This is a genomic window from Actinotalea solisilvae, from assembly GCF_016464425.1.
GTDB lineage: Bacteria > Actinomycetota > Actinomycetes > Actinomycetales > Cellulomonadaceae > Actinotalea > Actinotalea solisilvae.
Window position 1 is genome coordinate 207,189 of record NZ_JADDKQ010000003.1, and the last position, 13,657, is coordinate 220,845.

Genomic DNA, 13,657 nt, shown 5'->3' on the forward strand with positions numbered 1-13,657 from the left:
ACGCCACGCAGCCGTCCCGACGTCGGCCGGCGCGACGCCCCGCGCGCGGCCTGGTCACTGGCGTGAAGGGTTCGTCGCGGCCCGCGCGACCAACCCTTCACGGCACGCGATCGGCGACGGCGGCGGGCGTGCACCCACCGTGGGGCCTGGCCGCCGCGCACACCGGGGCCACGCGCTCCGGCGCGGCAACCGCGCGCACGCGCCCCGCGGGCGGACCGTGGACGTGAGCGGCGCGGGTGTCACAACCCGCCCGGGCCGCCCTCCGTACAGGTGAGACCTCGGAGGCCAGCATGAGCATCAGCACGGTCCGCACCCACCGCCTGGTGGTCGACGACCTGACCGACACCGCCCTCGCCGCGACGCTGCTGGCCGGCGGCGCCGCCGTCGCCCACGGGTTCGGCAACATCTACGCCATCACCACGCGCGGCGACGCGGCGACGGTCGCGCGCGTCAACGTGCTCAAGGGGCGCCCGCCCGGGCAGGTCGGCAGCATCACGCTCCCGCGGGACCGGCTGCTCTCCGCCTTCGACACCGCCGCCCTGCCGCCCGAGCTCACGCCCGCCCTGGTCGCGCGGGTCGTCGACGCCTTCGCGCGCGTGGGGCCGATCGGCTTCCGCGGCCCGGCGGCGGCGCACGTCCCGGCGCACGTCACGCGGCACGACGGCGGCGTCGCGACCACCCAGGTCATCGTCCCGGGCACGCGGTGCCCGTCGAACCGCTTCCTCGCGCTCGCCGCGGCCGCGGCCGCCCCGGCGCCGCTGTTCATCACGTCGGCGAACCGCTCGCACCACCTCACCGGTGCCGCCGAGGAGCCCGCCCACTGGCGCGCGGACGCGCTGCGGGCGGACTTCGACGGCGTCCCCGGGCTCGTCGTCCTCGAGCACTCCGACGAGCGCGCCGCGCGCCACCGCTACCCGTACCACCGGCCGATGTCGACGACGATCCTCGGCCTGCACCGCGTGCGCGTCGTGGACGGCGTCGTGCACCTGCCGCTCGAGCGGCACGGCTCGCTCGACGTCGGCCGGGTGCGGTGGGTCCTCGCGTCGCTCGGGCTGGGCGTGACCGTCGAGCCGTCGGCGGCGGAGCGCCTGCAGGAGCGGACCTACCCGGCGCTGGCGGCGGCGCGCTGACCACACGCGGCTGCGGGCATACAGAAGGCCCGCTGCCAGGGGGCGGGCAGCGGGCCTTCGGTAGTTGAACCTTAACCCGCCGGGAGGCCCCTCGGGCAAGCCCCGAGAGGGTGAAACCGCGAGACCTGCGTCACGCGGGACGCCCGTACGTCAGCCGGCGCAGCAGCACCTCGAACGGCCCCCGGCGCCCCGCGCGGTCGAGCAGCACCATGAGCCCGAGGATGGCGAGCCACGTCCCGATCGCGAACAGGTACGCCTGCGCCGTCGAGAGGTGCTGCCCGAGCCCCAGGCCCCACATCTCGAGCGCCGGCGCCATGATCAGCGACTGCAGCAGGTACGCCGTGAGGGACCGCTCCCCGACGGCCGCGAGCGCGCGCGGCACGCCCGTGCGACCGCGCTCGCGCCACCGCAGCGCGAGGAGCGCGAACCCGCAGATGTAGCCGGCGCCCATGAGCAGGCCGCTGAGGCTGTGCAGCTCCCACACGAGCGCTCCGACCCACCCCTCCGGCCGCCAGACCTGCGCCGCGCCGAGCGCGTGCGGCAGGTTCGCGACGAGGTTGACGACGACGGCGACCAGCAGCACCCGGCGCAGGGCGGGCACGTGCTGCTCGGGGTGCTCGAGCCAGCCGCGGCGGTGCAGCCAGAAGCCCACGAGGACGGGCGCGAGGAAGCCGAGCGCGAGCGTCGAGGCGAGGATCGCGAAGACGGACGCCCCGAGCCCGAGGCCGAGCTGCTCGAGGTACGTCGAGCCCGGCATCGTCCCCGCGCCGTCGCCCAGCGTGAACAGCTCGGCGAGCGGGCTGAGCGTGACGGCGAGCACGAGGCCCTCGAAGAGCACGAGGCTGACCCAGAACCAGCGCCGCAGCACCCGGTCGCTGCGGTGCACGAGCGCGAGCGCGACGAGGCCGGTCGCGCCGTAGGGCGCGAGGATGTCGCCGAGGAAGAGCAGGGCCGCGTGCACGACGCCGAACGCGATCAGCCACAGGCTCCGCCGCCGCAGCACGCGCCGCACCCCACGGAGGTCGACGCCGCGGGCCGCCATGCGCGAGGCCATCATCGCGATGCCGAAGCCGTAGAGGATCGCGAACATCGGGCGGGACCGGTCCGCGACGAGCCACTGCTCGACGAAGAGCGCGGCCCGGTCGGTGACGGACAGCCCGGTCTCGGTGAGGTCGGCGTCGACCGGGTAGCCCCAGCGGTGGATGCCGACGTTCGCGATGGCGATGAGCAGGAGCATCGCCCCGCGCGCGACGTCGGGCGCGAGGGAGCGCTCGGACCGGCGGAGCGGCGCGGGCGGCGCGACCGGCGCGGGCGGCGCGACCGGCGCCGGCGCCGCGAGCGCGTCCAGGGTGAGCGGTGCGACACGTGCGGCGCCGGGTGGGGCGGCGAGCGTCCCGGTCGGCGGTGCGGGCGGTGGCGGCGGGGCCGAGTGGTCCATGTCCAGGACGCTAGGGCGCGCGACCCGCGCGCCACCTCCACCGGACGGTGGGTTCCGCGCGGCCGCCTCGTCCTTCCGGCGGAGGTGCCGAGGAGGACTCCCGCCGCGGCCCGCGGGCGGGCACCATGGTCGCGAGGCGCCCTGGCCGCCGGCACGACCGCCGCGACGTCGTCGGCGCACGACCCCGAGGAGGTCCCGTGAGGTACCGCACGACCATCCTGCAGACCGGCGGGAGCACGACGGGCGTGCCCGTGCCGGACGACGTCCTCACCGCGCTCGGGCAGGGGAAGAAGCCGCCCGTCGTCGTGACCCTCGGCGGCCACACCTACCGCAGCACGGTGGCCGTCAGGGACGGCGTGGCGATGATCGCGCTGAGCGGCGCGAACCGCGCCGCGGCCGGCGTCGAGGGCGGGCAGGAGGTCGACGTCGACGTCGAGCTCGACACGGCGCCGCGCACGGTCGAGGTGCCGGACGACCTCGCGGCGGCGCTCGCGACGGCGGGGGCGCGCGACGCCTTCGACCGGCTGGCGCCGAGCCACCGCAAGGCGCACGTCGGCTCGGTCGAGGACGCGCGCACGCCCGAGACGCGGCAGCGCCGGATCGCCGCCGTCGTCGCCAAGGTCACCGGCTGACGCCGTCACCCTTGCCGCTCGCGCCGCGCGTGGCGTTCACTGCCGACCATGGCCCGGATCGCGCAGTGGACGCTCGACGTGCAGGACCTCGACACGATGGCGGCCTTCTGGTCGCAGGCGCTGCACTACCGCGTCGACCGCGGCGACGACGCGGGCGCCAAGCTCTGGCCGCCCGACGACGCCGACCCCGGCGTCCTCACGGTGTGGCTCCAGCGCGTCGACGCGCCGACGCCCGGCAAGGTGCGCGGCCACCCCGACCTGCGCCCCGACGACGGCGACGTCGAGGCGGAGGTCGCCCGCCTGCTCGCGCTCGGGGCGCGGCACGCCGACGTGGGCCAGTCGCCGGACGACCCGTTCGTCGTCCTCGCCGACCCCGAGGGCAACGAGTTCTGCGTCCTGCGCCGCGAGCCCCGGCGCTGACCCGCGGACCGGCGCGCGCACCGGCCGGCGCCGGTCGCGTCAGCCGTCGACCGTGAGGACCAGCAGGGCGAGGTCGTCGTCGCGCTGCTCGGGGCCGATCTCGCCGACGATCGCGTCGGCGAGCTCCTCGGCCGTCGCCGCACCCGCGGAGCGCACCACGTCGACCAGCCGCGCGATCCCCGCGTCGAGCGACCCGCGGCGCCGCTCGACGAGCCCGTCGGTGTAGAGGACGAGCGTGCTCCCGGGCGCGAGCACCAGCGTGCGCTCGGCGCGCGGCGTGTGGTGGTCGACGCCGAGCAGCAGGTCGGTGCGCCGGTCCACGAGGGCCACGTGGCCGTCGGGCGTGCGCAGGACCGGCGCGAGGTGCCCGGCGTTCGACCAGCGCAGGCGCCACACGTGGTTCGCGCGGTCCGCCGCCGTCTGCTCGAGCCGGCCCAGCACCGCCGTCGCGAGCGTGCCGAGACCGAGCCCGTGCATGGCCGCGTCGAGCCGCGTGAGCTGGACCGCGGGGCTGGAGTGGCTGTCGTAGGCGATGCCGCGCAGGAGGTTGCGGATCTGGCCCATGAGCGCGGCCGCCGTGCGGTCGTGCCCCGTGACGTCGCCGACGACGACCAGCGTCGCGCCCGTCGACGTGAGGAACGCGTCGTACCAGTCGCCGCCGATCTGGGCCTGCTGCGCGGCCGGCTGGTAGCGGACCGCGATGCTCAGGCCGTCGGGCTTCGGCGGCCGCGTGAGCAGGCTGCGCTGGAGCGTCTCGGACATGCGCTGCGCCTCGGCGGACGCGACCCGCTGGGCCTCCGTCGCGCGGATGCGCTCGAGCGCCTGCGCGAGCTGGGCGGCGAACGCCTCGAGCAGCTCGAGCTCGTCGGGCAGCACGTGGTGCTCCTCGGTCCACGCGACGCCGAGCGAGCCGATCGTGCGGTCCTGGACCGTCAGCGGGATGAACGCCCACGCGCGGCGCCCGGACGACTCGTACGCCTCGACCATGATCGGGTCGAACGCGACGGCCGAGGCGACGGTCGGGAGCATGAGCCGCCGGCCGCGCCGCGCGACCCACGCCGCGGGCCACGGGCTGTCGTGGGGCACGTGCATGCCGACGATCCGGCGGTTCTCCGGCAGCGTGCCGATCGCGCTCATCCGCCAGCCGCCCGCCGGGTGCACCGTGAGCACCGCGCCGCCGTCGGCCCCGAGGACGCGCAGGCCCTGGGCGACGACGACGTCCTCGAGGTCGGCGACCGTGTCCGCGCTCGTGAGCTGGAACGCCGCCTCGGCGAGCGCCGCGAGGCGCCGCGCGGCGATCTCCTTGCCCTCGACGGCGGCCGCGAGCTCGCGCGCCCGCGCGTAGAGGTCGGCCTCGACCTCCTCGACCCGGCGGCGCCAGGCGTCGTCGCGCGCGGCCGTCTCCGCGCCGCGCCCGCGGACGTAGTCCGTGATGTCCTCGGCGCGCTGCGCGACCAGCACGGTGCGGCCGTCGTCGTCGAGCACGGGGATGCTGATGAGGGACCAGTAGCGCTCGATGACGCCGCCGCTCGCGGGGTCGGGGATGTCGTACTTCTGGATGGGCATCGTGTCGGGGCGGCCCGTGTCGCGCGCGCGCTCGAACGAGCGCTGGACGCGCGGCACGCCCGTCGGGTCGAGGGCGTCGTGCGTCGGGGGGAACGCGTCGAACACGTACCGGCCCAGGACCTCCTCGCGCGCCCGGCCGACGGTCGCGAGGTAGGAGTCGTTCGCCTCGACGATGACGAGGTCGGGCGACATGACCATGTAGGGCGTCAGCAGGGAGCGGAAGAGCCGGACGTGGTCCACCTCGACGGAGGTCGACGTGCGCGGCCCGGCCTCGCCCGTCGGCTCGATCCACGCGAGGTACAGCGCGCGCCCGCTCGTCGACCGCGCCCGCTCGACGAGGTACGTGCACGCCACCTCGCTGCCGTCCGCGCGCACGAGCGGCACCGTGAGGGGCGGACCCGTGGGCGCACCCTCGTCGGCGGTGAGCCGGCGCGTGAGCACGGCCACGTGGGCCTCGCGCAGGTGCGCCGGGACGAGCGTGACGACCCGGCGCCCGACGAGCTCGTCGACCTCCCAGCCCGTCGTGCGCGCGAGCGAGCGGCTGACCGCGACGATCCGGTGCGTCTCGTCGGCCGCGAGGACGCCGCGCGAGGACTCGGTCACCGCGCGGCGCACGGGGTCGGTCACGGCCTCCCGCAGCGCGGTGCGCAGGAGGTCCCGCACGGCGTCGCCCGCGGTGGCCGGCACCGCGAGCCCGGCCGGCGACCCCAGGACGGCACCGTCGCCGTCGAGACCCGGCCAGGGCGTCGGCGGCACGCCCGCGAGCTGCGCGACGACCTGCTCGCAGATCCAGTCCCGCAGCGCGACGACCTCGGTGAGCCCGGGGTGTGCGAGGAGCCGCCCGGCCTCGGCGAGGCTCTCGGCGACGTCGAGCGTGTCCTGGAGCGCCACGAACGCCGGGCCGGCGTCGACGGGCACGTCGAGCGCGAGGTCCACCGGCTCGTGCACCCGGGCGGGCAGGCCCGGGGCACCCAGCGGGACGACGGGGTGGGGCGCCGCGGCCACGCCGGCCGCGTCGAGCGCGGCGAGGATCGGCGGCCCGACGACGGACCGGGCCCGGTCGGCCTGCTCGGGGTCCGCCTCGGGGACGTCGTGCTGGGACAGGAAGAGCACGAGCTCGCGCAGCAGCGTCGCGTGGTGGTCGTGCGCCGCGAGCCACAACCCGGGCGGCAGGCCGAGCAGGCGGACGCTGCGGGTCGCGACGTCGTCGGCGGCGGCGGCGCTCAGGGCGCTCGCCTCGGGGCCGAGGTCCCAGTCGGCGTCGTCCCAGGCGGCGAGCACGTCCTCGCCCGAGCGGGGCTCCTCCCCGCCGACCGTGAACCACAGCGTCTTGCCGTGCGGGCCCGCGTCGCTGATGCCGTAGGCGTCCGTGATGGCTGCGACGAGCGCGAGTCCGCGCCCGGTCGTGGCGTGCGTGTCGCGGCCGCGCTGGGAGGGCAGGGTCGCGCTCGCGTCGTGCACCTCGACCCGCACCTGCGCGCCCACCTCGACGGACACCTCGACCGTGGTGTGCGCGTGCAGCACGGCGTTGGTCACGAGCTCGGTGCACGCGAGCTCGGCGACGTCCACGCAGTCGGGCCGCCCGGCGGCCTCCAGGACCTCGCGCAGCCAGCGGCGCGCGCGCTCGGCGCTCGCCGGCTCGGGGTCGAGCACGAGCGACGGGCGCGCCGGGTCGGACGACGGCCCCCGGCCGTCGTCGTGCGCCGGCTCGGCGGCGTCACGAGCCGACGTGGCCGTGCCCTCCGTCGACGGCGACCCCACGGGCGTCACGGTACGCACGCCGGGCCGCCCGCGCGCGGTGCCGCGACGGCGCGCCGCGGAGCCGTCGGTCCACGGCCGGTCCGACCGGACCCTGGACGTGCGACCCGGTGCCGAGGATCGTCTGCCGGATGAGCGCAGACCCCGTCGAGACCAACCCGGACCACTACTCGGTCGTGTTCGAGAACGACGACGTCCGCGTGCTGCGGTACGCCGACGTGCCGGGGCACCGGTCGACACCGCACGACCACCCGGACAGCGTGATGATCACCCTCTCCGGCTTCCGGCGGCGCCTGCACGCGGGCGGCACCTCGCGCGACGTCGAGCTGCCGCCGGGCGCCGCGATGTGGCTCCCCGCGCAGCACCACGCGGGCGAGAACATCGGCGACACCGAGACGCACGTGGTGTTCGTCGAGCTCAAGCGCCCGGGCGGGCCGGCGGGACCGTCCCGCGCCGTCGGTCCGGCCTGAGTCGTCCACGCCGAGGGCCGGTCGGCCTCAGACCAGCCGTCCGGCCGCCCTGCGGACGAGCTCGCACATCTGGTGCGCGGTCATGATCGAGGTGTCCTTCTCGGCGAGCTCCCACACGAGCGGGTCCTCGATGTGGCCGTCCGCGCGCTCGACGAGGAAGTCCGCGGGGCCCGTGAGGTGCGTGCCGAGGGGCGTGAGGTGCCAGGTGACGGCGTAGCCGCGCAGGGGGTGCGTGCCGTGCAGCACGGCCGAGGCGCCGCGGACCTTCGACGGAGCAAGCGTCCTGCTCATGGCGACCTCGCTGGGGTTCCCTCCGGGCCGCGCCCGCTGCGCGGCTGATACCAGGAAGGATCGGCACGGGTGCCCGGTCGATGACCGCGCGGGCGGGTGAACGTGCTCCGGGTCACACGCGGCCGGCCGGGCGGGCGGCGCGTCAGGACGTGACGAACGGCAGCGTCACGAGCCCCACGACCAGCGCGACCCCGACGGCGGTCGCGGCCAGCCCGAGGTAGCCGACGACGAGCCCGACGACGGCCTGCGCGTCCCCGGGCTCCCCGGTCCGGCGGATCTGGCGCCGTGCGACGTGCCCGCACACGACGGCGACGACCGACAGGCCGAGCAGGGCCGTGACGAGCGCCGTCGTTGCGAGCGCGTTGGTCGTCACGACCCGCACGGGCTGGGCCGCCGGGGCGGGCCACGCGAGGGCGGGAGGAGGGCCGAGGGGCGGTGGTGTGGTCACGCCTCGACGCTAGGCAGCCCGCGTCGCAGGAGTACCGGCGCCGTGTCGCAGTCCTGCGACACGGGTCGCGGACCTGCAACGCCCCGTCGATCATGACGCGACGCGCGCTCCCTAGGGTCGGGGTGCCGGCCTCGTCCGAGGCACCGGCGCCGTCCCCGGCCCCGCCGCCGTCGTCCCCTGGAGGACCCCCGTGCGTCCCGTCCCGTGCCGTCCGCTGCTCGTGCTCGCCGTCCTCGTCGTGCCCCTGGCCGGGTGCAGCCTGTCGGTCGCCGAGCGGGACGAGGCGCCGCGGCCGCGCGTCAGCGCGAGCGCCGCCCCGACCGGCACGCCGACGCCGACGGCGCCCGCCGAGCCCACCGGGGTGCACGGGCTGCCCTACGGCGAGATCCCGCCGGTCCCGCTCATCGCCGTGCCGGACCTCTCGGCGCTCGACGACGCGCAGGCCGCCGTCGACGCGGCCGTCCGGGCCGCGGTCGCGTCCCTGCCGGGGCTGTCGGTGACGCCGGCGCGCTGCGACGCGGCCGGCGAGCTCGTCGTGCGCGACGGGGCCGTGCTCTACGGCGACGGCTCGGGCACGTTCGTGGGTCCCGACGGCACGGTCGTGGCCTACGGGGACGGGTCCGGCACCGCGACGTCGGACGGGTCGACGACGACCAACTACGGCGACGGGTCCGGCACGTACGCCGACGGCGACGTGTCGATCGTCAACTACGGCGACGGGTCCGGCTCCTACACCGACGCCACCCGCTCGGTGACCGTCTACGGCGACGGGTCGGGCGCCCTCACGGACGGCACGGCGAGCATCGTCAACTACGGCGACGGCTCGGGAACGTGGACCGACGGCACCGAGTCCGTGACGAACCACGGCGACGGGTCCGGCACGTACAGCGGGCCGACGACGTCGATCGTCAACCACGGCGACGGCACCGGGCTCGTCGACGGCGTGCCGGTCGAGATGGACCCCCTGCCCCCGGTCCCCCGCATGGGCGTGTTCCCGCCGCTCGCGGCGCTCGAGCCGGTGGCCCCGGTGTGCGGCTCGCTCGTGACCCTGCCGGCATCGGTGCTGTTCGACTTCGGGCGGCACGAGCTGCGCCCGGAGGCGGGCGCCGTGCTCGACGCGGTCGTCACGGGGCTGACGGCGGCCGGTGTCGCGGGGACCGTGGAGGTGCACGGCCACACGGACTCCGTGAGCGACGACGCGTTCAACCAGGCCCTCTCGGAGCGGCGCGCGGCCGCCGTCGTCGACGGGCTCGAGGAGCGCGGGCTCGGCGCGCCGCTCGTCGCGCGCGGCTTCGGCGAGACGCGCCCCGTCGCGCCCAACGAGGTCGAGGGCCAGGACGACCCGGCCGGCCGTCAGCTCAACCGCCGCGTGGAGATCTTCGTCCCCGCGGGCTGAGGACCGCGCGTCAGTCGGTGAGCACCTCGTTGAGCCGGCCGGAGTCCTCGACCTCGCCGTCGACCCGGTCGAGGTTGAGCACGTTGCCCGAGCCGCTGACGACGACGGCGCCGACGTCCTTGGCGATGACCGTGACGTTGTCGCCGGAGACCTCGAGCCGCTCGACGTCGTCGACGTTGACCGTGACCCACGAGGCCGTGACCGTGATCGCGCCGCACGGGCCGGTCATGATCACGGTGCTGCCGTCCTCGTCGACGTCGAGGTCCTGGCCGGTGCAGGTCGCGTTGAGGATCGGGAGGTCGCTGCGTCCGGCGAACGGGTTGCCCGGCGCACCGGACCCGCCCGCGACCACCTCGCCGACGGCCTCGCCGTCCTCCTCGGTCTCGTCCGCGGTCGCGTCCGCGCGGTCGGCGTCCTCGGCCGCGGGCGCCGGCTCGCCCGTGCGGTCGGTCTTCTGCGGCCCGTCGGTCTCGATGGTCGCGGAGCAGCCGGCCACGAGCAGGGGCACGGCGAGGGCCGCGAGGACGGCGAGCGGGGCGCGGCGCGGCGCGTGTGCGGACGGGGGGACGGTCACAGCGGTGCCCTCTCGGTGACGGGGGTGGGTCGGACGGCGGGTCGCGCGGCGGCCGCCGGGTCGTGGCGCACCGGCAGGCGCAGGGAGACGACGGTCCCGTGACCAACGCGGGAGCGCATCTCGGCCCGGCCGCCGTGCAGGCGCGCCACGGACCGCACGAGGGACAGGCCGAGGCCGGTGCCCGCGACGTCGCCCGCCGTGGACGCGCGCGCGAGCTCCTCCCACACGCCGTCGACCTCGTCGGCGGGGACGCCCGCACCGGTGTCGGCGACCTCCACGAGCACGACGCCGTCCTCGGGCTCGCTCACGCGCAGCTCGACCCGGTCCCCCGGGCGCGAGTACTTGAGCGCGTTGTCGGCGAGGTTGTGCACCGCGAGGAACAGCAGGTCGCCGTCGGCGTGGAGGCGAGGCGCGGGCCAGGGCGCCTGCGGCACCGTGACCGACCAGCGGCGCTCGGCGGCCCCCGGCCGCTCGGCGAGCGCGTCGCGCACCTCGTGCAGCAGCTGCCCGACGTCGACCTCGTCGAGGTCGAGCGGGCGGCGCTCGAGGTCGGTGAGCTTGCGCAGGTCGCCCAGCAGGGCGCCGATGCGCCGCACCTGCTGCTCGGTCGCCGCGAGGGGCGCGTGCGCCGCCGACCCGCCGCCGGGCGCACCCGGCGCGCCGGGCCTGTCGAGGCTCGCGCGCACGTTGACGAGCGAGAGCTGGAGGGCCTGCACGGGGTTCTTCAGCTCGTGGTCGAGCCGGTCGAGCAGGCGCAGCCGCTCGGCGTGGACGTGCTCCGCGACCTCGGCGGCGCGGCGCTCCTGCGCGGCCGCGAGCGCCCGCTCGGCCCGGAGCCGACGGCGCCGCGCCACGAGCACGGCCGCGGCGACCGCCGACCCCGCGATCCCGAGCAGCCCCGCGACGAGGCCCAGGTGCACCGACCAGACGAGGTAGGTCCGCGGCGCCGCGGCGTACAGGGCGACGCCGACGACGGCGCCCGCCGCCAGGGGCAGCGCCACGGGGACGGCCGCGCGGGCGCTCACGCGGACGGCTCGACGGCGCCGCGGAACCGGTAGCCCGTCCCCTGGACGGTCTCGACCCACCGCGGGGCCGCGGGGTCGTCGTCGAGCACGCGACGCAGCTCCGCGACGCGGTGGTCGACGGCGCGCGTGCCCACCGGGTGGTCGAAGCCCCACACGACCTCGAGCAGGCGGTCCCGGCCGAGCAGCTCGTCGGGGTGCGTGACGAGGTAGTCGAGCAGCGCCGCGGCCTTCGGCGTGAGCACGAGCTCGCGCGTGCCCAGCCACGCGCGGCGCGAGACCCGGTCGACGAGCAGGTCGCCGGACCGCACGCGCCCCGCGCCCGCGAGCGACGGCCGGCCGCGGACGCTCCGGCGCAGCACGGCGCGCACGCGGGCGATGAGCTCGCCGTGGTCGAACGGCTTGTTGAGGTAGTCGTCGGCGCCGTCGTCGAGTGCCCGGGCGCGCTCGCCCGCCTCGCCCACCGACGTCAGCAGGAGGACGGGCACGGTGCGCCCCTCGGCGCGCAGCGTGCGGAGCACCGCGCGGCCGTCGGTCCGCGGGAGCATGACGTCGAGCACGACGACGTCCGGCTCGGCCGCGCGCACGCTCGCGAGCGCCGCGTCGCCGTCGTGCACGACGGCGACCTCGAAACCCTCCCGGCCCAGGATCGGGGCCAGTGCGTCCGTGATCGCGACGTCGTCGTCGACCAGCAGGAGTCTGGTCGGGGGCGTCGGCACGCCGCCGATCCTAGACAGGCCCGGTGCGGGCCCGGTGCCCCGCGGGCCCGGCGCCCGGGCCGCCGCCGCGCGGGGCCCGGGCGGGCGACGTAGCGTCGGGCGGAGAGCCCACCCGCCCGCCCCCGGCGCGCACGGACCGCCGGGGCGCCGACGTGCCGAGGAGCGCGATGACGACCGACCAGGACACGCCGTCCGCCACCCCGACGTCCGCGCCGCCGGCCGGCGCGGCGCCGCTCGTGCTCGTGCTGCACGGCGCGCGCGGCGACCTCGCGCGCCGCCTCGTCATCCCGTCGCTGGCGACGCTCCACCGGCGCGGGCTGCTCCCCGACCGCTGGGCGCTGCTGGGCACGGGGCGCGGGAAGATCAGCCGCGAGGAGTTCGTCGAGCACGTGCGCGGCTCGCTCGAGGAGTTCGGCCACGAGGGCACCACGGCCGACGACGTCGAGGCGCTCACGCGGCACTCGCGCTTCACGGACGAGGTGACGGTCGACAGCGGCGGCGGCCTGCCCGAGGCGCTCGAGGAAGTGCGGCGCGAGCTCACGGAGAGCGACCGCCTCGCGGAGGGCGACCAGGAGCCCGCGCAGCACGAGATCGGGCCCGAGGACGTCGTCGTCGTGCACTACCTCGCGATCCCGCCGCAGGCGTTCGCGCCGCTCACCGAGGCGATCGGTGCCCAGGGGCTCAACGCCGGGCCGGACGGCAGCCGCGCGACGGTGCGCGTCGTCTACGAGAAGCCCTACGGGACGTCGCCCGAGACCTTCCGCGAGCTGGACGCCGTCGTGCACCGCACGCTCGAGGAGGAGCAGGTCTTCCGGATCGACCACTTCCTCGGCAAGGAGGCGACGCAGAACCTGCACGTCATGCGCTTCGCGAACGAGCTGTTCTCGAGCGTCTGGGACCGCCACCACGTCGAGCAGGTGCAGATCGACGTGCCCGAGACGCTCGACGTCGCACAGCGCGCGGGCTTCTACGACGCGACCGGCGCGGCCCTCGACATGGTCGTGAGCCACCTCTTCCAGGTCGCGGGCCAGGTCGCGATGGAGCCGCCGCGGCACCTCGCGGTGTCCGACCTCGTGCGGGCGCGGGAGGACGCGATCGCGGACTTCCGCCCGCTCGACCCCGAGAACGACGTCGTGCTCGGGCAGTTCGAGGGGTACGAGGACATCGAGGGCGTCGCCGAGGGCTCGACCACCGACACGTTCATCGCGGCGCGCCTGTGGATCGACAACGAGCGCTGGCGCGGCGTGCCGTTCCTGCTGCGCACGGGCAAGCGGATGGCGGCGTCGGCCCAGCGCGTGACGCTCGTGCTGCGCCGCGACCCGGTGCACCTGTTCGGCGACGTCGTGCCCGCGAGCGCGATCAGCCTGTCGCTGGCCGGGGACGGGGCGATCGAGCTCACCACCGCGGTGAAGAAGCCCGGGCCAGACCTCGACCTCGCGCAGGGCACCGCGAAGCTCGACCTCGACGACGTCCACCCCGGCGAGCCGCTGCCCGCCTACGCCTCCCTGCTGCACGACGTGCTCGAGGGCGACCGGACCCTGTTCACGACGCCGCTCGGCCTCGAGGCCGCGTGGACGGCGTTCGAGCCCCTGCTCGGCGACCGGCGGCCCGCGGTGCAGCCCTACGCGCCCGGGTCGTGGGGCCCGAGGGCCGCGGACGCGCTCGCCGAGCCGCACGGGTGGGTGCTCGGCCGCGAGGCGTGAGGCGGCACCCGGACGGGTGACGTCGCGCCACGGCGACGGCCGGTAGCCTCCCGGCGTCCGGCCGCGCGGCCGGCGAGCACGAGGGGGACG

General features: G+C 76.8%; 13 protein-coding genes. 6 read left to right on the forward strand and 7 right to left on the reverse strand.

The window, feature by feature from the left end:
• Positions 1-290: 290 nt before the first annotated feature.
• Positions 291-1,130 (forward strand): hypothetical protein, encoded by an 840-nt coding sequence (locus tag JIG38_RS04265; protein ID WP_199422510.1) that lies wholly within the window; start codon positions 291-293, stop codon positions 1,128-1,130.
• 130 nt (positions 1,131-1,260) lie between these two features.
• On the opposite strand, the gene JIG38_RS04270 is transcribed toward JIG38_RS04265, so the two are convergent.
• Positions 1,261-2,568: a DUF418 domain-containing protein gene (locus tag JIG38_RS04270; RefSeq protein WP_199422511.1), complete on the reverse strand. Its 1,308-nt coding sequence runs from the start codon at positions 2,566-2,568 to the stop codon at positions 1,261-1,263.
• A gap of 197 nt (positions 2,569-2,765) precedes the next feature.
• Between JIG38_RS04270 and JIG38_RS04275 the strand changes: the two genes are divergently transcribed.
• Both JIG38_RS04275 and JIG38_RS04280 read left to right on the forward strand, forming a co-directional pair.
• The gene (locus JIG38_RS04275; RefSeq protein ID WP_199422512.1) at positions 2,766-3,200 is read left to right on the forward strand and encodes a YdeI/OmpD-associated family protein; all 435 of its coding nucleotides are present in this window, start codon (positions 2,766-2,768) and stop codon (positions 3,198-3,200) included.
• A 48-nt stretch (positions 3,201-3,248) separates the two neighbouring features.
• Complete coding sequence (locus JIG38_RS04280; protein ID WP_199422513.1) at positions 3,249-3,620, forward strand: VOC family protein; 372 nt, start codon at positions 3,249-3,251, stop codon at positions 3,618-3,620.
• A gap of 39 nt (positions 3,621-3,659) precedes the next feature.
• On the opposite strand, the gene JIG38_RS04285 is transcribed toward JIG38_RS04280, so the two are convergent.
• Entirely contained in the window at positions 3,660-6,947 is a 3,288-nt protein-coding gene (locus tag JIG38_RS04285; protein WP_199422514.1) for a SpoIIE family protein phosphatase, read from the reverse strand.
• Positions 6,948-7,075: 128 nt separating this feature from the next.
• Between JIG38_RS04285 and JIG38_RS04290 the strand changes: the two genes are divergently transcribed.
• Complete coding sequence (locus JIG38_RS04290; protein WP_199422515.1) at positions 7,076-7,414, forward strand: cupin domain-containing protein; 339 nt, start codon at positions 7,076-7,078, stop codon at positions 7,412-7,414.
• Between the two features lie 27 nt (positions 7,415-7,441).
• Here the strand turns inward: JIG38_RS04290 and JIG38_RS04295 are convergent, their stop codons facing one another.
• A complete protein-coding gene (locus JIG38_RS04295) occupies positions 7,442-7,705 on the reverse strand; it encodes a hypothetical protein (RefSeq protein WP_199422516.1) in 264 nt (87 codons plus the stop codon).
• A 142-nt stretch (positions 7,706-7,847) separates the two neighbouring features.
• Positions 7,848-8,153 carry a DUF4190 domain-containing protein gene (locus JIG38_RS19950; protein ID WP_199422517.1) on the reverse strand — a complete coding sequence of 102 codons (306 nt, stop codon included), beginning with the start codon at positions 8,151-8,153 and terminating at the stop codon, positions 7,848-7,850.
• A gap of 190 nt (positions 8,154-8,343) precedes the next feature.
• Between JIG38_RS19950 and JIG38_RS04305 the strand changes: the two genes are divergently transcribed.
• Entirely contained in the window at positions 8,344-9,549 is a 1,206-nt protein-coding gene (locus JIG38_RS04305; RefSeq protein ID WP_307844569.1) for an OmpA family protein, read from the forward strand.
• A gap of 10 nt (positions 9,550-9,559) precedes the next feature.
• On the opposite strand, the gene JIG38_RS04310 is transcribed toward JIG38_RS04305, so the two are convergent.
• From JIG38_RS04310 to JIG38_RS04320, 3 genes are read right to left on the reverse strand one after another with little or no spacing between them, the layout of a single operon-like run.
• Positions 9,560-10,123 carry a hypothetical protein gene (locus JIG38_RS04310; RefSeq protein ID WP_199422518.1) on the reverse strand — a complete coding sequence of 188 codons (564 nt, stop codon included), beginning with the start codon at positions 10,121-10,123 and terminating at the stop codon, positions 9,560-9,562.
• Positions 10,120-11,148, reverse strand: coding sequence for a sensor histidine kinase (locus JIG38_RS20890; RefSeq protein ID WP_199422519.1), 1,029 nt, complete (start codon positions 11,146-11,148; stop codon positions 10,120-10,122). The genes JIG38_RS04310 and JIG38_RS20890 overlap by 4 nt, the downstream gene beginning before the upstream one ends.
• Entirely contained in the window at positions 11,145-11,864 is a 720-nt protein-coding gene (locus tag JIG38_RS04320) for a response regulator transcription factor (RefSeq protein WP_199422520.1), read from the reverse strand. Before JIG38_RS04320 ends, JIG38_RS20890 begins: the two co-directional genes overlap by 4 nt.
• A 167-nt stretch (positions 11,865-12,031) precedes the next feature.
• On the opposite strand from JIG38_RS04320, the gene JIG38_RS04325 reads away from it, so the two are divergent.
• A complete protein-coding gene (locus JIG38_RS04325; RefSeq protein ID WP_199422521.1) occupies positions 12,032-13,567 on the forward strand; it encodes a glucose-6-phosphate dehydrogenase in 1,536 nt (511 codons plus the stop codon).
• Positions 13,568-13,657: the final 90 nt, after the last annotated feature.

Coding starts and splice junctions, on each gene's coding strand:
- JIG38_RS04280 (WP_199422513.1), top strand. CDS start 3,249: ATGGCCCGGATCGCGCAGTGGACGCTCGACGTGCAGGACCTCGACACG.
- JIG38_RS04265 (WP_199422510.1), top strand. CDS start 291: ATGAGCATCAGCACGGTCCGCACCCACCGCCTGGTGGTCGACGACCTG.
- JIG38_RS04325 (WP_199422521.1), top strand. CDS start 12,032: ATGACGACCGACCAGGACACGCCGTCCGCCACCCCGACGTCCGCGCCG.
- JIG38_RS04270 (WP_199422511.1), bottom strand. CDS start 2,568: ATGGACCACTCGGCCCCGCCGCCACCGCCCGCACCGCCGACCGGGACG.
- JIG38_RS04290 (WP_199422515.1), top strand. CDS start 7,076: ATGAGCGCAGACCCCGTCGAGACCAACCCGGACCACTACTCGGTCGTG.
- JIG38_RS04295 (WP_199422516.1), bottom strand. CDS start 7,705: ATGAGCAGGACGCTTGCTCCGTCGAAGGTCCGCGGCGCCTCGGCCGTG.